At 69.6% G+C, this 23,993-nt stretch carries 23 protein-coding genes; 3 read left to right on the top strand and 20 right to left on the bottom strand.

All coding sequences use genetic code 11. The annotated features are described in order from the left end of the window. Positions 1 to 8 precede the first annotated feature (8 nt). Together FB390_RS28770 and FB390_RS28765 are read right to left on the bottom strand one after the other, a co-directional pair. Positions 9 to 608, bottom strand: coding sequence for a TetR/AcrR family transcriptional regulator (locus FB390_RS28770; RefSeq protein ID WP_141812376.1), 600 nt, complete (start codon positions 606 to 608; stop codon positions 9 to 11). Continuing rightward, entirely contained in the window at positions 595 to 1,461 is an 867-nt protein-coding gene (locus tag FB390_RS28765) for an alpha/beta fold hydrolase (RefSeq protein ID WP_141812375.1), read from the bottom strand. Before FB390_RS28765 ends, FB390_RS28770 begins: the two co-directional genes overlap by 14 nt. Before the next feature lie 207 nt (positions 1,462 to 1,668). Here FB390_RS28765 and FB390_RS28760 point away from each other — a divergent pair, with 207 nt between their 5' ends. Next, on the top strand, positions 1,669 to 3,129 hold the full coding sequence (locus FB390_RS28760; RefSeq protein WP_141812374.1) for an amidase: 1,461 nt from the start codon (positions 1,669 to 1,671) through the stop codon (positions 3,127 to 3,129). 49 nt (positions 3,130 to 3,178) lie between these two features. On the opposite strand, the gene FB390_RS28755 is transcribed toward FB390_RS28760, so the two are convergent. The 12 genes from FB390_RS28755 to FB390_RS28700 form a co-directional block, all read right to left on the bottom strand. Next, a complete protein-coding gene (locus FB390_RS28755; RefSeq protein WP_141812373.1) occupies positions 3,179 to 4,150 on the bottom strand; it encodes a TerC family protein in 972 nt (323 codons plus the stop codon). 168 nt (positions 4,151 to 4,318) lie between these two features. Then, the gene (locus FB390_RS28750; protein ID WP_141812372.1) at positions 4,319 to 5,506 is read right to left on the bottom strand and encodes an acyl-CoA dehydrogenase family protein; all 1,188 of its coding nucleotides are present in this window, start codon (positions 5,504 to 5,506) and stop codon (positions 4,319 to 4,321) included. A 62-nt stretch (positions 5,507 to 5,568) separates the two neighbouring features. After that, entirely contained in the window at positions 5,569 to 6,168 is a 600-nt protein-coding gene (locus FB390_RS28745) for a TetR/AcrR family transcriptional regulator (RefSeq protein WP_221639430.1), read from the bottom strand. Beyond that, the gene (locus FB390_RS28740) at positions 6,152 to 7,141 is read right to left on the bottom strand and encodes an IclR family transcriptional regulator (RefSeq protein WP_246124435.1); all 990 of its coding nucleotides are present in this window, start codon (positions 7,139 to 7,141) and stop codon (positions 6,152 to 6,154) included. The genes FB390_RS28745 and FB390_RS28740 overlap by 17 nt, the downstream gene beginning before the upstream one ends. Next, positions 7,138 to 8,286 (bottom strand): 3-ketosteroid-9-alpha-monooxygenase, oxygenase component, encoded by a 1,149-nt coding sequence (locus tag FB390_RS28735; protein WP_185757309.1) that lies wholly within the window; start codon positions 8,284 to 8,286, stop codon positions 7,138 to 7,140. The genes FB390_RS28740 and FB390_RS28735 overlap by 4 nt, the downstream gene beginning before the upstream one ends. A 186-nt stretch (positions 8,287 to 8,472) precedes the next feature. Then, positions 8,473 to 11,346, bottom strand: a complete 2,874-nt coding sequence (locus FB390_RS28730) for a type 1 periplasmic-binding domain-containing protein (protein ID WP_141812371.1) — start codon at positions 11,344 to 11,346, stop codon at positions 8,473 to 8,475. A 129-nt stretch (positions 11,347 to 11,475) separates the two neighbouring features. After that, positions 11,476 to 12,393 carry a GTPase Era gene (gene era, locus FB390_RS28725; RefSeq protein WP_141812370.1) on the bottom strand — a complete coding sequence of 306 codons (918 nt, stop codon included), beginning with the start codon at positions 12,391 to 12,393 and terminating at the stop codon, positions 11,476 to 11,478. Further along, a complete protein-coding gene (locus FB390_RS28720) occupies positions 12,386 to 12,745 on the bottom strand; it encodes a cytidine deaminase (protein WP_141812369.1) in 360 nt (119 codons plus the stop codon). The genes era and FB390_RS28720 overlap by 8 nt, the downstream gene beginning before the upstream one ends. Then, positions 12,738 to 14,090, bottom strand: a complete 1,353-nt coding sequence (locus FB390_RS28715; RefSeq protein ID WP_141812368.1) for a hemolysin family protein — start codon at positions 14,088 to 14,090, stop codon at positions 12,738 to 12,740. Before FB390_RS28715 ends, FB390_RS28720 begins: the two co-directional genes overlap by 8 nt. Then, positions 14,087 to 14,641, bottom strand: a complete 555-nt coding sequence (gene ybeY, locus FB390_RS28710) for an rRNA maturation RNase YbeY (RefSeq protein WP_067787232.1) — start codon at positions 14,639 to 14,641, stop codon at positions 14,087 to 14,089. Before ybeY ends, FB390_RS28715 begins: the two co-directional genes overlap by 4 nt. Before the next feature lie 277 nt (positions 14,642 to 14,918). Beyond that, positions 14,919 to 15,977, bottom strand: a complete 1,059-nt coding sequence (locus FB390_RS28705; protein ID WP_141813144.1) for a PhoH family protein — start codon at positions 15,975 to 15,977, stop codon at positions 14,919 to 14,921. Positions 15,978 to 16,116: 139 nt separating this feature from the next. Next, positions 16,117 to 17,049: a LysR family transcriptional regulator gene (locus FB390_RS28700; RefSeq protein WP_141812367.1), complete on the bottom strand. Its 933-nt coding sequence runs from the start codon at positions 17,047 to 17,049 to the stop codon at positions 16,117 to 16,119. A 100-nt stretch (positions 17,050 to 17,149) separates the two neighbouring features. Between FB390_RS28700 and FB390_RS28695 the strand changes: the two genes are divergently transcribed. Then, the gene (locus FB390_RS28695) at positions 17,150 to 18,376 is read left to right on the top strand and encodes an MFS transporter (protein ID WP_141812366.1); all 1,227 of its coding nucleotides are present in this window, start codon (positions 17,150 to 17,152) and stop codon (positions 18,374 to 18,376) included. Here FB390_RS28695 and FB390_RS28690 read toward each other — a convergent pair. From FB390_RS28690 to FB390_RS28665, 6 genes are all read right to left on the bottom strand, one after another. Continuing rightward, positions 18,373 to 18,852 carry a DUF6098 family protein gene (locus FB390_RS28690; RefSeq protein WP_246124434.1) on the bottom strand — a complete coding sequence of 160 codons (480 nt, stop codon included), beginning with the start codon at positions 18,850 to 18,852 and terminating at the stop codon, positions 18,373 to 18,375. The genes FB390_RS28695 and FB390_RS28690 overlap by 4 nt on opposite strands. Before the next feature lie 41 nt (positions 18,853 to 18,893). Beyond that, positions 18,894 to 19,274, bottom strand: coding sequence for a low affinity iron permease family protein (locus tag FB390_RS28685; RefSeq protein WP_141813142.1), 381 nt, complete (start codon positions 19,272 to 19,274; stop codon positions 18,894 to 18,896). A 181-nt stretch (positions 19,275 to 19,455) separates the two neighbouring features. Then, positions 19,456 to 20,196 carry a 16S rRNA (uracil(1498)-N(3))-methyltransferase gene (locus tag FB390_RS28680; protein ID WP_141812365.1) on the bottom strand — a complete coding sequence of 247 codons (741 nt, stop codon included), beginning with the start codon at positions 20,194 to 20,196 and terminating at the stop codon, positions 19,456 to 19,458. A 4-nt stretch (positions 20,197 to 20,200) separates the two neighbouring features. Beyond that, positions 20,201 to 21,358: a molecular chaperone DnaJ gene (gene dnaJ, locus FB390_RS28675; protein ID WP_141812364.1), complete on the bottom strand. Its 1,158-nt coding sequence runs from the start codon at positions 21,356 to 21,358 to the stop codon at positions 20,201 to 20,203. 140 nt (positions 21,359 to 21,498) lie between these two features. After that, the gene (gene hrcA / locus FB390_RS28670) at positions 21,499 to 22,530 is read right to left on the bottom strand and encodes a heat-inducible transcriptional repressor HrcA (RefSeq protein WP_141812363.1); all 1,032 of its coding nucleotides are present in this window, start codon (positions 22,528 to 22,530) and stop codon (positions 21,499 to 21,501) included. 264 nt (positions 22,531 to 22,794) lie between these two features. Next, positions 22,795 to 23,010 (bottom strand): hypothetical protein, encoded by a 216-nt coding sequence (locus tag FB390_RS28665; RefSeq protein WP_141812362.1) that lies wholly within the window; start codon positions 23,008 to 23,010, stop codon positions 22,795 to 22,797. A gap of 225 nt (positions 23,011 to 23,235) precedes the next feature. On the opposite strand from FB390_RS28665, the gene FB390_RS28660 reads away from it, so the two are divergent. Further along, complete coding sequence (locus tag FB390_RS28660; RefSeq protein ID WP_141812361.1) at positions 23,236 to 23,991, top strand: SDR family oxidoreductase; 756 nt, start codon at positions 23,236 to 23,238, stop codon at positions 23,989 to 23,991. Positions 23,992 to 23,993: the final 2 nt, after the last annotated feature.

The following is a 23,993-nucleotide window of genomic DNA, read 5'->3' as shown; positions in this document are numbered from 1 at the left end:
CGCGCGAATCAGGTGCGCAGCAATCCCGCGACCAGCAACAGCAGCGATTGCTGGGCCTGCGCGCGGGCGGCTTCCTTGTCCTCGGCGTGCGAGACGATCAGCCCCGCCTCGGTCACGGCGCTGAGCAGCAGCCGGGCCAGGATGTCGACGGGCGCGTCGGCGATGAGCTCGGCGGCGCGGGCCCGCTCCAGCTCGGCGACGATCAAGCCGAGCCCGTGCCGCGCCTCGACGGCGCGCCACTCCTCCCAGCCGAGCACGGCCGGTGCGTCGTAGAGCGCGATCCGGATCATCTCGGGGCGCTGGCAGATGTCGAGGAAGACGTTCATGCCGACGGCCATCGAGGTGAGGATGTCGCCGGGATCGACGGCGGCGATGGCCGCGCGGATCTCCGCGGTGTTGTCCGACTCGAGCCGTTCGAGCACCGCGCGAAACAGCCCGCGCTTGTCGCCGTAGTGGTGGTGCAGCGCGCCACGGGTGACGCCAGCTTCGGTCACCAACTGCTCGGCGGAGGTCGCCGCGAAGCCGCGTTCGGCGAACAGGCGCCGCCCCGCCTCTTCCAGGGCGGCCCTTGTCGTGCGGGAGCGGTCCTCCTGGCTACGGCGTGGCATGCAGCCGAGTGAACTCCAGAATCCGCTGGGTGAGCAACTCGGGCTGATCCTCGGGCAGGAAGGTGTAGGAATCGTCGACGAGTTCCAGCGTGGCCTCGGGGAATTCGCGTGCCAGCCGCTCGGCGTAGGCCACGGGGAACAGCTTGTCCTCGCGCGCCCACACGATCAGCACCGGCAGCCGGACGTTGCCGAACCGGGTCGCGGCGTCCAGCGTGTAGCGGCGGTGCGCGGTCTTCAGGAAGCGCCGCAGGTCCTTTCGGATGGCGCCGGAGCGGCGGCTCGGCAACAGGTACGAGTCGACGAACTCGACGGGCACCGGTCGCTTGCTCACCCAGCCGAAGGCGAGCGGCAGCCGGTGCAGCGCGCGCAGGCGCAGCGTCTCGGTGAGCGGGCGCATCGAACCCGGCACGCGGGCCAACAGCGGCAGCAGCGTGAACGGCTGCGGCAGGAACTTCTCGTGGCTGTCCACCGAGGCGAGCACCACGCGGCCGATGCGGGCGGTGTTGCGAGCCAGCAGTACCTGGGTGATCGCGCCGCCGGTGTCGTTGGCGACCAGGGTGACGTCGGTCAGGTCGAGCCGTTCCAGGAAGGCGGCGATCAGGTCGGCCACTCCGGTCGGCGTCAGGTCCGCATCGGGCACCGGGATCGAGTGCGAGCCGAGCGGCCAGTCCGGTGTCAGGCAGCGGTGGCCCGCGGCGGCTACGGCGGGCACCACCGAGCGCCAGAGATCGGCGTTGACGAGCAGGCCGTGCACGAAGACGACGGGCGAGCCGGTTCCGGTCTCGTGGTAGCGGACGCGGCCGCCGGGTAGGTCGATCTCGTGCGCGGGGCCGAGTGACGGGCTGATTCCCATGGCTTCCTCCAGAAGGTCGGGGCGTCCCGTTCACTGTTACATACATACCGTATGTATGTCTAGAGTCTCGACTACCGCTTCCGCGACGTGCGAAAACGACGGACCCGTGCGTGATGCGCTTCGACACTCTGCGGCGATAACCCATGTGGACGGTCGTCCAATACAGCGATACGGTTCACACCGGACGACCGAAGAGAGGGAGCACACATGACGGTGCCGAAACGAGCGCTCAGCCCTGCCGACGAACCCGACACCGCCGCGGGCGCGACGCCCGCTGGCGATCCGGGCCTCGCCGAGCTGGCCGGTGCGCTCGCGGCGGGCACGGTCAGCTCCACCGCGGCCGTGGCCGCCGCGCTGGACCGGATCGAGGCGAGCCAGCCGACGCTGAACGCGTTCCGCGTGGTTCGCAGGGACCGCGCGCTGGCGGAGGCGGCCGAGGCCGACCGGCGACTGGCCGCTGGCGAGCGCCTACCGCTGCTCGGCGTGCCGATCGCCGTCAAGGACGACACCGACATCGCCGGTGAGCCGACGGCGTTCGGCTGCGGCGGCAGCTTCACACCCAAAACCGAAGACGCCGAATCGGTTCGGCGACTGCGCGCGGCGGGCGCGGTGATCGTCGGCAAGACCAACACCTGCGAACTCGGCCAGCTGCCCTTCACCAGCGGCGCGGCCTTCGGGCACACCCGCAATCCGTGGCACCGCGAGCACACGCCGGGTGGTTCCTCGGGCGGCTCCTCGGCCGCGGTGGCGGCCGGATTGGTGCCCGCCGCACTGGGTTCCGACGGCGCGGGCTCGATCCGGATCCCGGCGGCGTGGACCAACCTCGTCGGCATCAAACCGCAGCGCGGACGCGTCTCCACCTGGCCGGAAGCCGAAGCGTTCCAAGGCCTCACGGTGAACGGGCCGCTGGCACGCACGGTCGCCGACGCGGCCCTGCTGCTGGACGCGGCGGCGGGACCGCACAAGGGCGACCGCCACACCCCCGAACCGATTCGCGCCTCCGACGCCGTCGGGCGCGACCCTGGACGCCTGAGAATCGCACTGTCCCTGCGCATTCCGTTCACCGCGACCAAGACCGCGCTGCACCCGGAGGTCCGAGCCGCGGTGCGCGGCATCGCCGCGACCCTGCGCAAGCTCGGGCACTCGGTCACCGTGGCCGACCTCCACTACGGACTGCTCATCGGCGCCTCGTTCCTGCCGCGCTCGATGGCGGGCATCCGCGCCGTGCACGACCGGATGCCGGGCGCCGAGGTGGACCCGCGCACCCGCGCCAACGTCCGCTTCGGCCGGGTGCTCGGCGGACCGGCGCTCTTCGCCGCGCGGCAGGCGGAACCGTTGCTGCACAAGCGCATCGGCACCTTCTTCGACGACTACGACCTGGTGCTCGCGCCCACCACCGCCACTCCCCCGCCGCGCGCCGAGGAGATCGACGGCATCGGCGTCAACGCCACCAACAACCTCATCACCGCCGCCTGCCCCTACACCTGGCCGTGGAACGTGCTCGGCTGGCCGAGTGTGAACGTTCCCGCAGGTTTCACCGACGCGGGCTTGCCGGTCGGAGCCCAGCTGATGGGTACCGCGGCCACCGAACCGCTGCTGATTTCCCTTGCGGCGCAACTGGAGTCCGAGCTGCGCTGGGACCGCCACCGTCCCGAACCATGGTGGTGAGCGTCGGGGGCGCCCGGGCCGGGCCGGCCGCTCGGCCCGGGCGGGATGGTCAGCTTCGCGGAGCGGTGAGTTCCGCGCGCTCCTGACGCTTGGTCGCGATCAGGCTGGAGACCGTGGTCACCGTCAGCACGCCGGCGATCACGGCGAGCGAGACGCCGATGGAGATCTCCGGCACCGCGACGCCCGACTCGTGCAGCGCGTGCAGGAACAGTTTGACGCCGATGAAGCCGAGGATGGCCGAGAGGCCGTAGCTCAGGTGGACGAGCTTGGTGAGCAGTCCGCCGATGAGGAAGTACAGCTGGCGCAGACCCATCAGCGCGAAGGCGTTGGCGGTGAAGACGATGTACGGGTTCTGGGTGAGGCCGAAGATGGCCGGAATGGAGTCCACCGCGAACATCAGGTCGGCGGTGCCGATCGCCAGGATGACCACCAGCATCGGCGTCATGATCCGCTTGCCGTCGCGCATCACCCACAGCTTGGTGCCGTGGTACCGGTCGGCAACGCCGAAGCGCCGCTCCAGACTCTTCAGCAGGCGGTTCTCCTCCCATTCCTCCTCCGAACCGCCTGCGCGCGCCTCCTTGATCAGCTTCCAGGCGGTCCACACCAGGAAGGCGCCGAACAGGTAGAAGATCCAGGAGAAACTGGCGACCAGCGTGGCGCCCGCGGCGATGAACACACCGCGCAGCACGAGCGCGAGGAGCACGCCGATCAGCAGCACCCGCTGCTGATACTTCGACGGCACCGCGAATTTCGCCATGATCAGGACGAAGACGAACAGGTTGTCCACGCTGAGGGACTTCTCGGTGACGAAGCCCGCGAAGAACTCACCCGCGGGCTGCCCGCCCGCGAACACCCAGAGCCCGACCCCGAACAGCACGGCGAGCGCGATCCAGACCACGGTCCAGATCCCGGCTTCCTTCAACGACACCTCGTGCGGCTTGCGCCCGATGAAGAAGTCGACGGCGATCAACGCGCCGAGCACCACGATGGTGGCGACCCACAGGGTCGACGAAACATCCACGACGGAACCTCCGGCATCCGCGACGACATGCGTCGCTACCGGAGGTCTCTTCCACCCGGCCGCATCGAATCGGGGCCGGGCCGCCACCCCGGGATCCGCGGCGGATCCGTACTGACGGGGTCGACGTCGGGGGAATACTCCCCTCCACCGGGCCCACTATACAGACGCTCAGATGAGTTTGCGCAGCGGGCCGTCGGGCACTTCCACACCCATCGAGGTGAGCGCCGTGGAGTGATAGATCGACCCGGGGGTGTGGATGGCGTGCTGCAATCCGACGTGGGCGTCACGCCAGAAGCGCTGCAGCACACCGCTTCTGCGGGCGGCGTTGCCGCCGGAGCGGGCGAAGATCTCGTCCACCGCGTCGACGGCGCGCCAAGCGCAGCGAGTCTGGTTGCGGCGCACGATGGATCGGTCCGCGAAGGTCACCTGTTCGCCGGCGTCGACGCGGTCGTAGAGGCGGCTGATGCCGTCCAGCAGCTGCGTGCGCGACGCCGCGATCTCCGTGGCCGCCTCGGAGATCGCGTAGAGCACGTACGGATCGTCTCTGATCTTGGTGCCCATGGCGGTGACCCGCTCGCGCTGATAATCCAGATGAGCCGCGAGCGCGCCCTCGGCGATGCCGATGACGGCGGCGGTGATGCCCAGCGGGAACATCGCCCAGAACGGCAGCTTGTACACGGTTTCGGTGCGTCCGGCGCGCTCGGCGGCGCGCTCGCCCTCGGCGACCTCGTCGGCGTCGATCGTCCGGTAGTCCGGAATGAACGCGCCCTCGACGACGACGTCCTTGCTGCCCGTGCCGCACAGGCCGACGACGTCCCAGGAATCGTCGACGATGGTGTAGTCGGAGCGGGGAAGCACCACGTGCAGCACCCGCGGCGGCTGCGCGGGCCTGCCCTCGGCGTCGCCCACCAGCGCGCCGAGGAAGATCCAGTCGCAGTGATCGGTGCCGGAGGAGAAGTTCCAGCGGCCGCGGAGAATGTAGCCGCCCTCCATCGGCGTGGCCACGCCCTGCGCCGCGTACGGCGAGGCGATCCACGTTTCCTGGTTCTCGCCCCAGACCTCTTGTTGCAGACGGCGATCCATCAGGGCCATCTCCCAAGGATGGACGCCGCCCACACCGCACACCCAGCCCGCGGACCCGCAGTGCGCCGCCACCGCCATGACCGCCTCGGCGAACTCGCGGGGATGCGCGGCCCGGCCGCCGAACTCGGTGGGCTGCAGCATCCGCATCACCCCCGCTTCCCGGATCAGGGCGACGCTCTCGTCCGACAGCCTGCCCAATCGCTCGCTGTCGGCCGCGGTCGCGGCCAGCCGATCGGCGATATCCGCTACGCGACGCTCCGCATCGTGCGACATATGTTCCTCCGAATTGTTTTGTGAGAAAGCCCGCCGAGTAGCGGGTGTTGCTCGAGGGTTCGCTATCGGTGGTGCCGGGCGAGGATCAACCGAGTGGCCAGGCGCAGATCGGATTCCGCGAGCTCGGGCGCGATCTTCTGATTGAGGCTGGACACGAGCACGCCCCACCAGCTGTAGACGAGCAGCCGGATCACCCCAGGATCGGCGTCGATCCGCTCACCGAGCGTGCCGACGATGGCGCGGACGATGGCCGGATCCGCCGTCCGCCCGCCGTCCGGCGGACTGGACACGTAGCTCGCCGCGGCGGCGTGCATCATCGCGGCGCACAACCGGGGCCGGCTCAGCAGGTCGCGGCTCAGCACGACCAGCTTCTCACCCAGATCCTCCACCGGGTCGCCGCCGGAGTGCGTCCAGTTCCATGCGACGAACCGATCGATGTGGGCGTCGAACACCGCGGCGAAAAGGTTTGTCTTGGACGGGAAATAGCGGTAGAGGGTGGCGACCGCGACCTCGGCCCGCCTGGCGACGTCGAGCATCTGCACGCGCTCGAAGTCGGCGGTCGCGCCCAATTCGGCCGCCGCGTCGAGGATTCGGTCGCGCCGCTCCACCTGGCGTCGCGAGACGGGTGCGGCCGGTGGCCGAACCTCAGCGATTCGAGCCACTGTCTTCCCATCTTTCGAGCGCACCTGGACAGCCGAACAATTCACGGGTGATGGTGCGGGCGGCGCCGACGAGCAGCGGAGCGACGCGATTCAGCGGCGTGGCGGTGCCGCACACCGTCGAGATGGCGCCCACCGGTCCGTCCGGTCCGCGCAGTGCGTAACCGGCGCAGCCGATGCCGGGCACGCATTCGCCGCGTTCGAACGCCAGGCCGTTGGCGGTGCGGACGAAGCCGAGCTGCCTGTGTAGCGTGTCCAGGTCGCCGATGCTGCGGTTCGTGCGCCGCCGCAGACCGCCGCTGTACTCGGCGTCGATGTCCTCGGGCTCCAGCCAGGCCAGCATGGACTTGCCGAGCGCGGTGCAGTGCGCGGGCGCTCGCCCGCCCACCCGCGATGGCACGTCGAGCACCGTGCGCCCGCCGACCTTGTCCAGGTAGTAGACGTCGGTGCCGTCCAATACCGCCAGGTGCACGACCAGCCCGGTGCGCAGCGCGAGGTCGTGCAGGACCGGGGCCGCCGCCGCGCGCAACGCACCGTGCGCGGACTCGCGACCGCCGAGCCCCAGCGAACGCCGGCCGAGCCGGTAGCAGTTCTCGTCGCGGTGCAACCAGTTCATGCGCACCAGCTGTTCCAGGATCCGGTACGCCGTCGATCGGGGCAGCCGGGTTCGCTGCGCGACCTGTTCGAGAGTCCTGCGTGTTTGCGGACGCTCGAACACGTCCAGGATCAACGTGACCCGTTCGATCATCGATGGCGGCAGCATCTGTTGCTCGGATGTGGTCCGGGCGTGCGTACTCGATGCTGAGGGCATCGCACCCACCTTAAAACTGAAATTGATACCAGTTCGACGGTAACAATCCCGGCTCCCCTGATCGGGGTATCGGTTTCGGTGAGTGGAACGATTTCGCGTCGACGGCGCGTAGTGCGGCCCGACCGTGGGCGCATCGCGCAGCAGCTGGTCGATGTGATCGATCACGACCGCGCCGTTTCGGCGGCCCCGTTCTCCAGGTTCGCGCGAATCTCGCCGCGCCAGGTCTCCAGCGCGCGGGAGGTGTCGAGCTCGAATTCGAAACGGTCCACCATCTCCGGTCGGACATCGGCGACGTCGACGTAGAACTGCTGATACCAGCGGCGCAGCTGATAGACGGGGCCGTCCTCCTCGCACAGCAGCGGATTGTCGATGCGCGCCTTGTTCTTCCAGATCTCCACGTCCTGCTCGAAGCCGAGCTTGACCCAGTCGCCGAGCGACCGCGCGGTGGCCTCGGCCTCCTCGGCGGACACCCCGGCCTCCTTCTTCACGATGATGCCGTACTGCAGCACAAAGGAATTCGCGTCGATCGGGTAGTGGCAGTTGAGCAGGACCGAGTGGTAGTCGCCGTTCTCGTAGTGGTAGGTCAGGTCGTCGATCATGAACGATGGACCGTGGTAGGAGGCGATGGAGGTATTCCCCAGCAGCAGCGGCTTGCCGACCGGCCCCGGCAGGTCCTCCCGGGCGCCGCTCTCGAAATACTGTGTGGCCGTGTGCCCTTCGAAGACGTTCTTGAAGTACGTGGGCAGCGATCCGTGCACGTAGTAGAAGTGCGCCATGTCGACCACGTTGTCCACGATCTCGCGACAGTTGGTGTACACCACGGTGGAGTACCAGTGCCAATCGGTCCACTCGTCGCTGGTCGCGCCTTCGATTCGCGGAATCGTCACCTCCGGCGGCGGCGGATTGCCCTCGGGGTCGTTCCACACGAACAACATTCCGTCCTGTTCCAATGTGGTCCAGGTGCGGGTGCGGGCCAGCGGCGGAACCCGCCGGGCGTAGGGGATCTGCTTGCAGCGGCCGTCTCCGCCCCAGCGCCAATCGTGGAACGGGCAGGCGATGGCGTCGCCCTTCACCTGTCCCTGCGACAGGTCACCGCCCATGTGCCTGCAATAGGCGTCGAGGACGTGGAGATCGCCGGTTTCGCCGCGGAACACCACCAGCTTGGTGCCGAACGCCTGGATGGCATGCGGTTCGCCGTCGGCGAAGTCCCTGATCAACCCCAGGCAGTGCCAGCCGCGGGCGAATCGCGTCGGCGCCGCCTCGGCTTCGATCCGGCGCGTTTCCTGGTTCTCGGATTGCACGGTTCTCATACCCACCGTCCTGAAGATTCTCGGTATGCGGAGATCGCCTCCGGACGCCTGGGAATCGGCGCCGGTGCCGCATCGATCCGGTTCTAACACCTGGAACCGCGCGGTCGCCGGTCGGTTTTCACTGACTGACACGCACCGCCCGGAGGGCGATCCCACCGGGCTCGAATCCGCGCTGCCGCGGCGTACTCAACGCCGCGGCGGCGACCAGTCCTCCGACGCGCTCTTCGTCCCCGACGGACACCCGTCTCCTTCAGCGGGACGTGGCGACATCACCAGGCATTGCTGCGGACCCGGCTGCCCGACGCCCGCCGTGACCAGCACCGCGATCGACGACCCGTCCGCGACCCGGCTGGTCGAGAAGCCCAGCGTGCCGGTGACGCCGCGATAGTCCATCTCGCGCAGCTGCATCGCCACGGCGGTGCGGTTGATCGCACCGTCGGTGTGCTGCGGCCCGGTGCGCACCGCGCGCAGGAACAGCCCGACCACGTCGTAGGCGAGTCCGGTCCGGTCGCCGGGCCAGGATGGCTGGTAGTCGGCCATCTGCGGGTAGGCGCGCAGGTCGTCGATCAGCACGGCCAGCTCGGCGCACAGCTGCTGGTAGTCGAAGGCGACCGGCTCGTCGCCGAGTTCGCCGTTGCCGCGGACGCATTCGGCGCCGCCGAGCATCACGGGCGCGGCCTTGGCGACGTAGCGGACCGACAGATTGGCGGGCAGCGCCGCCATCGCCTTCTGATCGGTGATCAGCCGGGTCACCGTGTCGTTGCCGAGGATGGCGGGCGACTCACCGGTCAGGCAGCCCCGGCTGACCGATTTGGCGAAGGTCGCGAAATCGTCGTTGCGGCCCGCGAAGAACAGCAGGGTGCCGCGATCGAAATCCGTTGTCTCGCAGGGCGCGGGAAAGCGATTGAGCTCCTGCTGCTCGGTCCACTCCATGCGGCGGTACGGCACGCCCCGGCGCTCCAGTTCGCCGCGCAGGTCTTCGACAAGAGTCTCGACGTAGATGTCGCCGTCGGCCTTCGGGTGGTAGATGGCGACCTGGTTGTAGCGCGGCTGACCCGCGCGCGGCCCGCCCGCCGGATGGCGCGCGCCCTGCACGTAGTCCGCGATCAACTTCGCCTGCGTCGTATTGCTCGGCGCCGCTTGAAAATACAGCGGTGACGACTTCTCCAGGCCGTCGGCGGAGAGCGTCGTCGCGACCACCGGAACGCCGAGTTCGCCGAGTCGTCCGATGGCGCGGCGGGTCTCGGCGTTGCTGCGATCCATGCCGACGACGCCGAGGATGCCCGGTTCGTCGCTCAGCAGGCCGCGCAGCTGGTGGTCCACCACCCACGTCGCGTGGCGCATGTCCGAGCCGCCGTTGGCGACGACGACGCGCAGCAGCGGTTCGGACTCGTCGGAGGCGAGCAGCGCGCGGCGCTGCTGCACCGCGAGTCCGGCGAGCTCCTCGACCTGCGCGTGCGGGTACCGCACGTTGGTGTCCACGTAGCTGAGCCCCGAGAAGTAGACCAGCGTGATGATCGGCCGTCGCGGGTTGTCGCGGCGCGCGTCGGCGGCGGCGACGTTGAGCCGGAAGACCTCGCGCTGCATCGCCGTCAGCTCCGGGTCGTCGGTGAAGATCTGGTCGGCGTTGTCGCTGTAGCCGACGCACTCGCCGTCGCGTTGCTGCACCGAGATGCCCGGCGTCCACGGCCAGTGCGCGCACGGCGCGCCGCGCAGCGGCGGAATGTAGACCAGAGCGGCGGCCACCAGCAGCGCGATCGGAATCAGCACGCACATCGCGACGAACCACTTGCGGGCGGCGAGCGGCGGCGACGGCGGCACCGCGAGGTGCGCCAGGCTGGGGTCGCGCACGCGGCCGTCGAGCGGATCGGGCAGCCGCACGCGCAGCGGCAGGAACCACGCGTGCTCGGACCGATTGGTGCGCATGTTGTCGATGTCGCGCAGCCAGCGTTGCAGCGGATCCGGCTGCTGCCCGGAATACGGGCGGTCGACCAGGCTTTCGAGGGTGTCGAGGTGCTGTAGATCGCCGATCCTGGCCAGCTGCGGCGTCCGCCCCGGAGCGTCGTCGGGCTCGGTGGGCTCAGCGGGCGGGGCGGGGTCGTAATCCAGGCAGGCGAGCACGACCAGCGGGTCGAAATGCCCGGTCTCGTTACGAATGTTGTTGATCCACTGGATCAATCGCATACCGGCGCCGTGTTCGTCGACCCCGCTGAGCAGCGCCACCGGATAGGCGGTGCGCCGCCAGCTCGATGGACGCCACAGCCGCTTGCGGTACGCGTCGCGCATGTCTTCGAGGAAGGCGTGCACGAGCAGCTTGGCGACCTGCTCCTGGTCCTCGTCGCTGCGCCGCGACGCGGTCAGCCGGGTCGCGAAACCCAGGAAGCTGTCGGACAATTCGGGGGCGAGGTAGCGCTGGCGCATGAACCAGCGGGTGACCTTCGACATGCCGGGGATGCGCCCGCTGATCCACAGCCACAGCCGCAACACCGGCCACAGCGCGAGCACGCCGAACACCAGCCGCGAGATGGTGTCGCCGCTGACGCCCTCGGCGGTGTCGGAGCGGTCCGTCGGAGAGCCGCTGCGCAGCAGGCGCGGCAACCGCGAACGCAACTCGACCGTCGCCTCGGTCTCGTCGCTCGTAACGCGTTGGCGGGTCAGCCAATCCGCGGTGCGGTAGCGCGGGAACTTGATCGGTCCCATCGCCGTGTCGTCGGTGGAGAAGCCCTCGACCAGCCGCTGCACGATGGGCAGGCAGTGCCCCTGGATCTCCTCGCCCGTCGCGTTCGGGTCGGGCGTGAGCGCGTCGGGCGGCAGATCCGCCGCCTGGAGATCGACCCGTGCCCGCGGCGTCGCCCGCCTGCCACCGGATTCCCCGAGCCAGCGGTAGATCTCGACGAGCAGCGCGCCGCCCGCGCCCGCACCGACCAGACCGACGACCGGACGCGGCAGCGGACGCCTGCGCCGCAGCAGCGTGCGGAACACGCGCGGCTTGGCGTCGGGCACCTCCAGCGCCCGCAGCAGCTCCAACAGCTTGGGGATATCGTTGGCGGTATCGGTCAATTCGACGGCCTCCCCCGTGGAATGCGTTGCTGCGACGCACACCCGGGCGTCAACCGGGACTGTACCGGTACAAATCCGGCTCGGGCGGGTTGTTCGCTCGAGTTCGCGGTCCGCGAACGTACCGTTCGCTCAGAAGCCCAGCTTGCCGAGCTGTTTCGGATCGCGCTGCCAGTCCTTGGCGACCTTGACGTGCAGATGCAGATAGATCCGCACACCGAGGATGTGCTCGATCTGCTTGCGCGCGTTGGTGCCGACCTCTTTGAGGCGGCTGCCGCCCCTGCCGATGACGATGGCCTTCTGGCTGGGACGTTCGACGTACAACAGCGCGTGCACGTCCAACATGTCCTCGTTCTCCTCGCGCGGGAGAACCTCCTCGATCACCACGGCCAGCGAGTGCGGCAGCTCGTCGCGCACGCCCTCCAGCGCGGCCTCGCGGATGAGCTCGGCCATGAGGGTTTCCTCGGGCTCGTCGGTGAGTTCGCCGTCCGGATAGAACGCCGGGCCCTCCGGCATCTTCGAGGCGATCACGTCGACGAGGACCTCGACCTGCTCGCCCTTGACCGCCGACACCGGCACCACGTCGGCCTCGGGACCGAGCAGCTCGGAGACGGCCAGCAGCTGGGCGGCGACTTGGTCGCGACTCACCTTGTCGATCTTGGTGACCACGCCGAGCACCGTGGTCTTCGGCGCCATCTGCTTGATCTGCTGCACGATCCAGCGGTCGCCCGGCCCGATCTTCTCGTCGGCCGGGATGCAGATCGCGATCACGTCGACCTCGGAGTACGTGTCTCGCACCAGGTCGTTCAGCCGCTGGCCGAGCAGCGTCCGCGGACGGTGCAGACCCGGCGTGTCGACCAGGATCAGCTGCGCGTGGTCGCGGTGCACGATGCCGCGGATGGTGTGGCGGGTGGTCTGCGGTCGCGAGGAGGTGATCGCGATCTTCGCGCCGACGAGCGCGTTGGTCAGCGTCGACTTGCCGGTGTTCGGCCTGCCGACGAAACAGACGAAACCGGAACGGAATTCGGTGGAGCCGGACTTGTCAGCCACCCTGCACCTCGGCGCTCGCCGCGTCGTCGACGATGTCGAACACCGCGCCCGCGCGATCGGTGAAGATGATCCGCGCCGCACCGGAGACCTCGCGCACCGCCGCGACCCCGGCGTCGGAGAACCGGCCGCCGACCACCACGGCCGCCTCGAAACCCTCGGCGCCGCTGGAGATCGCCGCCGCGACGGCGGCCTGCAACGCGGTCAGCCGCAGCGCGTGCAGATCCACCTCGCCCGCCGCATAGGTGCGGCCGTCGGTGTCGCGGATCGCCGCGCCGCCCGTCCCGCCGGTGCGGCCCATCGCGCCGCGCGCCAGGGTCAGCAGTTTGGTGTCCTCGGCGTCCAGTTCAGTCATCGGTTGCTCCATCCTCGTCTTTGTTGCCATTGCGCTTGCCGCCGTTGGATTTTGCGCCCTCGGCCACCGCGGCGCCCGCTTTCTCGGATTTCTCCGGCGCCTTGCGCACCAGGACCGTGTTGACCCGCATCCGGCCGCGCGAATCGGGCCCGCCTTCGGCGCGCAGCACCAGCCCGTGCACCACGATCTTCGAACCGGGCAGCGGTACCCGGCCCAGTTCGTGGGCGAGCAGACCGCCCACGGTGTCGACGTCCTCGTCCTCGATCTCCATGCCGTAGAGCTCGCCGAGATCCTCCACCGACAACCGCGCCGACACCCGGAAACGGCCCTCGCCGAGTTCCTCGACCGGCGGGGTCTCGTCGGTGTCGTACTCGTCGGCGATCTCGCCGACGATCTCCTCGAGCACGTCCTCGATGGTCACCAGGCCCGCGATGCCGCCGTATTCGTCGACGAGCAGCGCCATGTGGTTGCGGCGGCGCTGCATCTCGTCGAGCAGGTCGTCCAGCGGCTTGGAGTCGGGCATGAACACCGCGGGGCGCATCACGTCGCGCACCCGCACCTTGCGGCTGCGATCCGCGTACGGCACAAGGTCTTTCAGATAGACCACGCCGAGGATGTCGTCGACGTTCTCGCCGACCACCGGGATGCGGGAGTGGCCGCTGCGCACCGCGAGCGACAAGGCCTGCGCCGCCGTCTTGTCCGCCTCGATCCACACCATCTCGGTGCGCGGCACCATCACCGCGCGGGCGGCGGTGTCGCCGAGTTCGAACACCGACTGGATCATGCGGCGTTCGTCGTCGGCCACCACGCCGCGCTCGCTCGCCATCTCGACGACTTCGCGCAGCTCGATCTCCGAGGCGAAGGGACCGTTGCGGAAACCCTTACCGGGGGTGATCGCGTTACCGATCAGGATCAGCAGCCTGCTGACCGGGCCGAGCAGCGCGCCGATGAATTGCAGCGGCAGCGCGGCGGCCAAGGCGAGCGAGTAGGCGTGCTGGCGGCCGAGGGTGCGCGGACCGACACCGATCACCACGTAGTCGACGAGCACCATCACCACGGCGGTGATCAGCAGCGCCCAGTTGTCGTCCCAGATCTCGATGAGCGCCGCGGCGAGCAGCACCGTCGCGCCGATCTCGCACAGCACGCGCAGCAGCACCATCAGGTTCACGTAGCGAGCGCGGTCGGCGACGATGCGGCTCAACCGCGCGGCGCCCGGTCGATCGGCGCGCACCATGTCACCGAGGCGGGCCGGGGAGAGCGTGTTCAGCGCCGCGTCCACGCCGGCGAACAGGCCGCCCGCGGGCACGAGCAAGACGGCGAGCAGTATCAGGGTCGGTGAGCTCACGCCGGACCCAGCGCGTCTCCGGGTCCGGTGAAGCCGGCCTTGCCCAGCAGGCGGGCGTCGCGCTCGGCGAGTTCGGCGCGGCGCCGTGCCTCGCGCAGGCTCTCGTACCACTCCTCGAGCAGCCGGGCCTGGAGGGCGAACATCTCCTTCTCCTCCTCCGGCTCGGCGTGGTCGTAGCCGAGCAGGTGCAGCACGCCGTGCACGGTGAGCAACGCGAGCTCGTGCTCGAGCGAATGCCCCGCCTTGCGCGCCTGCGCCGCCGCGAACTCCGGGCACAGCACGATGTCGCCGAGCATCGACGGGCCCGGCTCTGGGCTGTCCGGCCGACCGCCCGGCTCGAGCTCGTCCATCGGGAAGGACATCACGTCGGTGGGGCCTGGCAGGTCCATCCAGCGCATGTGCAGGTCGGCCATGGTGTCGAGATCGACGAGCACCATCGACAGCTCGGCCGCCGGATGGACGTCCATCCGGGCGATCACGAACCGCGCAACACTGACCAGGTCTTCTTCGGGTACGTCGATACCCGACTCGTTGGCGATCTCGATGCTCACCTGAACAGCGTATTCGACGCTGCGGACGCAGTCCGCCCGCAGCCCCGCGCACGGCCGGAGCGAAGGCGGAGGTCGGCCTGACAGACGCTGCCGGATCTGGTCCGCCCGGCGTATGGCCGAGCGAAGTCCAGGTAGCGCCTATTCGACTACCGAACCGGCTCCATCGGGCAGCCGAGGGCGGGCTGATCGACGGGTCGCGGCCGATCCAGGACAGACGAAACCGGCCGCCGACGAGGAAGTCGGCGGCCGGTGTGTTCGGCGGGGGTGTCCGCGTAGCTCAGCGCCGGTCGCGGCTTGCGGCGCGGCGCTGGGCGCGGTTGCCCGGGTAGTGCGGGCCCGCGACCTGCGGCCGGGTCGACTCCCAGCGGTCGTAGGCGTCGACGATGTCGGAGACCAGGCGATGCCGGACGACGTCGCTGCTGGTGAGCTCCGCGAAATGGATGTCCTCGATCTCGGTGAGGATCTCCGACGCGGCGCGCAGACCGGAGCGGGCGCCGGTGGGCAGGTCGACCTGGGTGATGTCGCCGGTGACCACGATCTTGGAGCCGAAGCCCAGACGCGTCAGGAACATCTTCATCTGCTCGGCGGTGGTGTTCTGCGCCTCGTCGAGAATGATGAAGGAGTCGTTGAGCGTGCGACCGCGCATGTACGCCAGCGGCGCGACCTCGATGACGCCGGCGGCCATCAGCTTCGGGATCGCCTCGGGGTCCATCATGTCGTGCAGCGCGTCGTAGAGCGGGCGCAGGTACGGGTCGATCTTCTCGTTGAGCGTGCCGGGCAGGAAGCCGAGCCGCTCGCCCGCCTCGACGGCGGGACGGGTCAGGATGATCCGGTTGACCGACTTGGTCTGCAGCGCCTGCACGGCCTTGGCCATGGCCAGGTAGGTCTTGCCGGTACCCGCGGGACCGATGCCGAACACGATGGTGTTGGCGTCGATCGCGTCGACGTAGCGCTTCTGGTTCAGCGTCTTGGGGCGGATGGTCTTGCCGCGCCGGGACAGGATGTCCAGGCTGAGCACCTCCGCGGGGGAATCCGAGGAACCTTCGGTCAGCATCGACACCGTGTGCCGCACCGCCTCCGGCGTCACCACCCGGTTGCGGCCGGTCAGCGCGATGAGCTGTTCGATGACCCGCTCGGCGAGGGCGACGTCGGCCGCCTTGCCGGTGAGGGTCACGGAATTGCCGCGAACGTGAATGTCCGCGTCGAGCAACTGCTCGAGCTCACGCAGATTCTGGTCGGCCGAACCGAGGAAGGGGAACACGGATTCGGGAGCGAGTTCGATGCTGGAGCGCACGGTGCGTGCTGCGGGGCCCGAGCCGTTGTCGCGGGCGCCAATGCCTGCTGTGGGGTTGGTCGGGTCGCCGATCTCGCCTTGTGTTCGCAAAAGTGGTTACATCCTGCTTTCCGGTCTCGACAGCCGTGGTGAATGACAAAAGTTTAACGCGCCCCACCGACAGCGCACAGTGAATAAACGGCTACCGATGCGGCGGCCATTCCCGCCGTGTGCTGGATATTCCCCCGTGGCCGTCGGACCAATCCTCGGCGAAGTCACGGAAACGTCGCACCGCGTCCGACGGCGCCGCGGCGGCCGACCAGATCAGTCCCACCTCGCGCCACGCGCCTTCGTCCGCCAGCGGCACCAGCGCCAGTCCCGAGCGCGCCGCGGACGGCGCGGGATCCGCCAGCGGGAGCAGCGCGACACCGAGGCCCGCCGAGACCAGCCCGGTGGCGGTGACCAGGTCGCTCGCCTCGAAGGCGACGCGCGGGCGGATGTCCGCTGCCGCGCACAGTTCGTCGAAGATGCGCCGCATACCGAACCCGGGATGCATGGTGATGAATTCAGCGCCGCCCAGGTCGGCGAGGCGCGCCTGCCTGCGCCCGGCCAGCCGGTGCTCTGCGGGCACGGCGAGCACCAGCGGCTGGCGCAGCAGGCCGCGCCAGCCGAGGCCGGGCGCGGTCGGACGCGGCGAGACGACGGCGAGATCGGCCGCGCCGTCGAGGACCTGGCGGGTGATCTTCTCGGCGGCGCCCTGGCGCAACGTCACGGTGACCCGGCCCGCGTTGCGCCGGAAACCGGCGATCAACTGCGGCACCAGCCAGCCGCCGAAGGAATGCAGGAACGACAACCGCACCACGCCGCGCGCAGGATTGGCGAGATCGGCGACGGCTTGTCCCGCGGCGTCCAGTTCGGCCTGCGCGCGACGCGCGTGTTCGTAATAGACGCGACCGAATTCGTTGAGCGCGATCCGCTTTCCGCGCCGATCGAACAATTCCGCGCCGAGCCTGCGTTCCAGGCGGGCCAGCATGCGCGAGAGCGTCGGCTGGGCGATGTGCAGGCGTTCCGCGGCCGCGCTCATCCGCTCCAGTTCGGCGAGTGTCGTGAACCACTGCAAATCTTCGCCGAGCACCTTGCTACCTCCCTATATGTAGCTGCGGCATCAAGTCCCTGTTCATTATTCATTTCCTTTCGGAAAGGGCGGTGGCAATGCTGAAAGACAGGAGGTAGCCATGACCACCACGGCAAGCACGATCGCGCAGCACACCACCGGCGCCGACGCGGCGCACGACCGCCGGATCACCGTCGCGCTGTTCGCGGCGGGCCTCACCACCTTCGCCTCGATGTACAACGCGCAGGCGCTGCTGCCCAGCTTGTCCGCGGCGTTCGGCGCGACGCCCGCCCGCGCGGCGCTCGCGGTCTCGCTCACCACCGGCTGTCTCGCGCTGGCCATCGTGCCGGTGAGCGCGCTGTCCAGCCGGATCGGCCGGACCAGGGTGATGATCGGTTCGGCGGCGGCGGCCGCGGTCATCGGTCTGCTGATTCCGTTCAGTCCCTCGCTCGACGCGCTGCTCGCCGGGCGGGCGGTGCAGGGCATCGCGCTGGCCGGGGTACCGGCGGTGGCGATGGCGTACCTGGCGGAGGAGATCGGCGGCGAAGGGCTCGGCGCCGCGATGGGCGTGTACGTCGCGGGCACCACGATCGGCGGTCTGGCCGGGCGCCTGATTCCCTCGTTCACCCTCGACGTGGCGTCCTGGCGCTGGGCCGCGGCGGCGGTCGGCGTGGCCGCCGCGGCCTGCACGGTGTGGTTCGTCCGGCTGCTGCCGCCCTCGCGCGGTTTCGTCGCACGGCCCGCCGGAGTGCGCACGGTCCTCGGCGATCTGGGGCAGCAACTTCGACACCGTCAGTTGCTCGCGCTGTTCGGCTTGGCCTTCGTCCTGATGGGCGGCTTCGTCTCGATCTACAACTTCCTCGGCTACCGGCTGACCCAACACCCCTTCGAATTGCCCGCGGCCGTCGCGGGTTCGGTGTTCCTGCTGTATCTGGCGGGCACCGTGACCTCGGCTTGGGGCGGTCGCCTCGCCGACCGCGTCGGCAGGCAGCGGATGCTGACCGCGTCGATGGCGGTGATGGGCGTCGGGCTGGCGTTGAGCTTGCCGGATCGGCTGGGCTGTGTCGTCGCGGGCGTATTGCTCTACACGGCGGGCTTTTTCGCGGCACACACGGTCGCGAGCGCGTGGGTCGGCACGCTGGCCCGTGGCAATCGCGGGGCGGCCTCGTCGCTGTACCTGTTCTTCTACTACCTCGGCAGCGCGGTCGTCGGCGGCCTGTCCGGCCTCGCCTTCGCGCACGCGGGCTGGGCGGGTCTGGTCGGAGCCGTCGGCGCGCTGCTCGCGGCAGGGGCGATCCTGTTCGCCGTCGCGACGATCCGTCCGGGCGACGTCGTTCGGTCCTCCTAGGCGTCACCGGTGGAGTCGCGGCCCACGTCGAAACTCTGCCGATAGACCCGAAGCCCTTCTTCGACAACGGATTTGGCGACCCTGGCGACCGGAGCGAAGTCCGCGACCAGCGGTTCGTGATCGGGACCGCGCCCCACCACGCGGCCGGTGAGCAGCCATGGGAAACGGCTGTCGTCCTGCGCGCCGAGGTCGGCGTACTTGCACAGGCGGCGGGCCACCCATTCGCGAGTGGGACGCGGCCACCACTCCTCCGGCGCGACGGTGGTGACCGACCAGCCCGGCAGCGCGACGTCGGCCTCGAAATCCCGGCTCGGCCCGGAGCTCCGGTCGCGCTCGGGCCCGTGGGAGTACCGCAGGTAGATGTTCTCCCGGCCTTGGACCAGCTCGGCGAGTTCGTCGAGGCTGTAGATCGTCGGCATCTCCGCGACATCGCGCGGGTCGATATCCGCGGGGGAAGAACTGTACTCACGTGCCACGGCGTGTCCTCCCGTCCGATTCCCTCGTCGCTAACCGATCGTCAGGTCGACTCCCGATTCTCCAGACCGACGGCATCGGCCAATTCGGCTCGGTGGCGGCGCAATTCGGGGTGGTCGGCGCTGAGCTCGTCCATCAAGTCGGCCATCGCGTCGGCGATCGCGTTGAGCTTCTGCTGTAGCGCTTCGCCGGAGCGCGACTCGGTGTTCTGCAACAGGGCCACCATCAGGAAGGTGATGATCGTGGTGGCGGTGTTGATCACCAGCTGCCAGGTGTCGATCGAGGGCAGCACCAGGAACGTCGGCGCCCACAGCACCACGAGCAGCACGCAGAACATGAAGAATCCGGCCCGCGACGCCACGTTGCTCGCCGCGGTGGCGAACTTGTCGAACACCGACAGCTTGCCGCTCACGTCGGACGGCATCGCGCCCCGCTCGCCCTTGGCTTTCGCCTTCTCGTCCACTAGGGAAACCAGCCCTTCCACATCCCGGTGCGGCCACGTCGGCTACCTCCGGGATATCCCCCGGCGGCGAGCCCAAACGGCGATGGCCGTAGGCGCGACCGCGACGCGCGCGCGAACGCGGTGGACCGAAGAATCCGGTCGCTCACCAGCGCGGGGTGAGCGCTCCCAGCGCACCGAGCGCGACCGCGGCCGCCGTGGAGGTGCGCAGCACGGTCGGCCCCAGCAGCACGACATCGGCCCCGGCCGCGGCGAGTTCGGTGAGCTCGGCATCGTCGAGTCCGCCTTCCGGGCCCACGATCAAAACCACTTCCGGCGCGCCGCCGAACGGCAGTTCGGTGAAACGGCCGTGGCCGGATTCGTGCAGCGCGGCTACGATCGCGCCCGCGGCCTTGGCCTTTCGGACCAGCTCGAGCAGATCGCGGGTGCGGTGCAGATCGGCGACCTCGGGAATGTAGGCGCGGCGGGACTGGCGGGCCGCCGAGCGCGCCGCGGCGCGCCACTTGTCGAGCGCCTTGGCGGCCTTGCCCTCCCAGTTGGCCACGCACCGCGCGGCCTGCCACGGCACGATGACATCGGCGCCCGCCTCGGTCATCAGCTCGACGGCCAGCTCCGAGCGGTCCGACTTCGGCAGCGCCTGCACGACCGTGACGCGCGGCGAGACGGGTTGCGCCACGGTCTTGTTCAGCACCTTCAGATCGAGCCGGTCGCGCTGGGCGGCGACAACCTCCGATTCGGCGAGCACACCGCGTCCGTCGGACAGGGTGATCGGCTCGCCGACCCGGATGCGCCGCACGGTCGCGGCGTGCCGCCCCTCCGGACCGTCGAGCACCGCGATCGCGCCGGGCTCGGGGATGTCGTCGAGGTAGAAGACCGTGGCGGCCAACGGCTCAGCGCCCGCTGAACGAGGCGCGCAGCCGCGCGAACAGGCCGCTGTTGTGCTCGGACTGCGCCGTCATCACCTCGGCGCGGTCGCGCTCGCGCATGCCCTTGTACTTGCGCAGCAGCTCGGTCTGCTTGCCGTCCAACTTGGTCGGCACCACGATGTCCAGGTGCGCGATCAGGTCACCGCGGGCGCCCGAGCGCAGCCGCGGCATGCCGTGCCCGCGCAGCACGGAGACTTCGTTGGGCTGGGTGCCCGGTGCGATGGTCAGCTCGGTCGGGCCGTCCAGGATCGTGTCGATGACCACGGTGGTGCCCAGCGCGGCGTCCACCATCGGCACCCGGATGGTGCAGTGCAGGTCGTCGCCGTCGCGGACGAACACGTCGTGCGGCTGCTCCACGATCTCCACGTACAGATCGCCCGCGTGGCCGCCGCCCGGGCCGACCTCGCCCTGTGCGGCCAGCCGGACCCGCATGCCGTTGGCCACGCCCGCCGGGATGGGCGCGGCGATCTCGCGACGAGCGCGCACCCGGCCGTCGCCGCCGCACTTGTGGCAGGGGTCGGGGATGGTCTCGCCCGCGCCGCGGCAGGTCGGGCACGGCCGCGAGGTGAGCACCTGGCCGAGGAACGAGCGCTGCACGGACTGGACTTCGCCTGCGCCGCCGCAGGTTTCGCAGCGCACCGGCTTGGAGTTGCCGTTGGTGCCCGCGCCGTGGCAGTTGTCACAGAGGATGGCGGTGTCGACGGTCAGGTGCTTGGTGACGCCCACCGCGCATTCGGCGAGGCTCAAGCGGGTGCGCAGCAGCGAGTCGGCACCGGGCTGCACCCGGCCGCGCGGCTTGCGCTGACCGCCGCCCGCGCCGCTCATGCCGCCGAAGAACGCCTCGAACACGTCGCCGAGGCCGCCGAAGCCCGCGCCGGAGAAGCCGGCGCCGCCGGCGCCACCGGACTCGAGCGGGTCGCCGCCCATGTCGACGATCCGGCGCTTCTCCGGATCGGAGAGCACCTCGTAGGCCGCCGACACGTCCTTGAACTTGGCCTGCGCGGCCTCGTCGGGGTTGACGTCCGGGTGGAGTTCGCGGGCCAGCTTGCGGTAGGCGCGCTTGATCTCCTGGTCGGTCGCGTTCTTCGCGACGCCGAGCAGTCCGTAGTAGTCCCGTGCCACTTGAGTTCTCTAGTCCTTGGTCGCTGTGACTCGCCTGTGCCGCTCCAACCGAATGCCGACACCATCGGCATTAGTCGGATGCACTCAACTTTATCCGGCCAGAGGTTCGAGGGTAGCAGCGCCGTTGGCACGGTTCGGCGTCAGCGCTCGGCCAGCACCTCGCCGATGTAGCGCGCCACGGCCGCGACCGAGGCGATGGTGCCCGGGTAGTCCATCCGCGTCGGGCCGAGCACACCCATGCCGCCGAGCACCGCGCCCTCGACGCCGTAGCCGGTGGAGACCACCGACGTGCTGCGCATCTGCTCGACCTGGGTCTCCTCGCCGATCCGCACCGTCACCGTGCCGGGATGCTGCGCGGCGGCCAGCAATTTGAGCACGATCACCTGCTCCTCCAGCGCCTCCAGCACCTGACGCAGCGAGCCGGGCAGACCGAAATCGGCGGCATTGCGGGTCAGGTTCGCGGTGCCGCCAAGCACCAGCCGCTCCTCGGGATGCTCGACCAGGGTCTCCACCAGCACGGTCGACACCCGGATCAGCACGTCGCGCAGCTGGCGCGGGGCGCGTTCGGGGAGTTCGGCGACCGCGGCCGAGGCGGCGGCCAGGCGCTTGCCGTCCATCGCGCCGCCGAGCATGGCGCGCAGCGCGGCCAGGTCCTCGTCGTCGATCACCGCGCCGAGCTCGACCAGGCGCTGATCGACCCGGCCGGTGTCGGTGATCACCACGAGCAACAGCCGCGCCGGGTTCAGCGCGACGACCTCAATGTGGCGCACCGTCGACGCCGACACCGTCGGGTACTGCACCACCGCCACCTGCCTGGTCAGCTGGGCCAGCAGCCGCACGCCGCGGCGCAGCACATCGTCGAGATCGACGCCGGATTCCAGGAACTCCATGATCGCGCGCCGTTCGGCCGGCGAGAGCGGCTTCACTTCGGAGATGCGATCGACGAACTGCCGGTAGCCCTTGTCGGTGGGGATGCGCCCGGAGCTGGTGTGCGGCTGGGTGATGTAGCCCTCGGCCTCGAGCACCGCCATGTCGTTGCGGACCGTCGCGCTGGAGACGCCCAGATTGTGCCGTTCCACCAGGGTTTTCGAGCCGATCGGTTCCTTGGTGGCGACATAGTCCGCGACGATCGCGCGCAGGACCTCGAAGCGCCGATCCTCGGTGCTCGACATCGGCCCCACCTCCTCGCCTTCTCGATACGCCGCGGGCCCGCCGACGCATTCGGGGGCGCGTGAAACGCCGCGGCCTCCCGGTCGTCTGAGTATCCAGTTTAGTTGCCGACCCGCCAATCGCCCGTCCCGCGGGCGCGCGACAGGGCCGCAGGCAGGCATTCTCGGCGAAGATGTCGCGAACCGCAACGGGCACGGTCGACCCGCCCGGGAGCCCGTGCCGGGCATCGGGCGATGATCACCGCCCGGTTCGCGCATCGGCGACGCTCAGCGGCTGTCGAAACCCTTGGCGCGCTTGCCCGCCATGGCATCGAGCCCGAGCATGGCAAGCAGGGACTCGCAATCGGCGGCATCTTGGGCGTATCCGGCGACAGTGCGGGCGGCGATGGCGTGCTGGCGTGCGTTCTCCGCCTTTTCGGCGGCCCTCGCCTCGGCGAATTCGCCATGAACCGGATACTGGTCGACGTCTCGTGCCTGTGGCATAGGACTCCTCGGTGTCGAGCCGGAGCCTACGCGGCTTCTCCGATCTGCGATAGTGCTCACAACTTCGCCTCGCCGGCGCTCGGCTCCGTCGTGCGCCCTAGCGCGCTGCGTCCATGGTTCGCTCGCTACGCTCGCTCACAGCAGGACGTTCTCGGACATACGTGTCACACCTCGGGTCAGCACATCGTCGTCTCGGCGTAGGTATCGACATGGAGGAGTCACCGGATGCGAATCGCAGTAGTTGGTGCGAGCGGGCGGATCGGTCGCGAAGTGGTCGACGTGCTGAGGAACCAGGGCCACGAGGTGGTGGCGATCAGTCGTGGTGCGGGCGTTGACGTCTACACCGGCGCGGGACTGGACGGCGCGCTGGCCGGGGTGGACATCGTGGTCGACGCGGTCAACGCGAACACCACCGACACCGCGGCCGTGACGGACTACTTCCGCACCATCGGCCGCAACGTGCAGCGGGAAGCTGCCGCGGCGGGCGTGCGGCGGATCGCGGTCCTGTCGATCATCGGCATCGATCGGTTCACCGCGGGGCACTACGCAGGGAAGCTGGCGCACGAGGCGGCCTACCGCGAAGGTCCGGTGCCGGTGCGGGTCCTGCGCGCGGCGCAGTTCCACGAGTTCACCGAGATGATGCTCGACTGGACCACCCGCGACGACGCGGCCTACGTGCCGCGCTACCGCGCACAGCTCGTCGCGGCGCGCGTCGTCGCCGAGGAACTGGCCGCGCTCGCCGTCGCCGACGAGTCGTCCGACGTGGTCGAGATCGCGGGCCCCGAAGAACTCAACCTCGCCGCGGCGGTGACGAAACTCGCCGCACGCCTTGGCAAACCGTCCCGCGTCGAGGAGATCGTCGACACCACGGACCCGAACCACGAACTCCAAGCCGAGGGCGCGCTGTTGCCGGGTCCCGACGCGATCCTCGCGGGCCCGACCTTCGACGAATGGCTGGACCGCAAATACCCCGCGCGGTAGCC

Source organism: Nocardia bhagyanarayanae, from assembly GCF_006716565.1.
Lineage (GTDB): Bacteria > Actinomycetota > Actinomycetes > Mycobacteriales > Mycobacteriaceae > Nocardia > Nocardia bhagyanarayanae.
The sequence above is the reverse complement of the archived record's forward strand: the minus strand, read 5'-3'. Positions and strand labels throughout refer to the sequence as shown.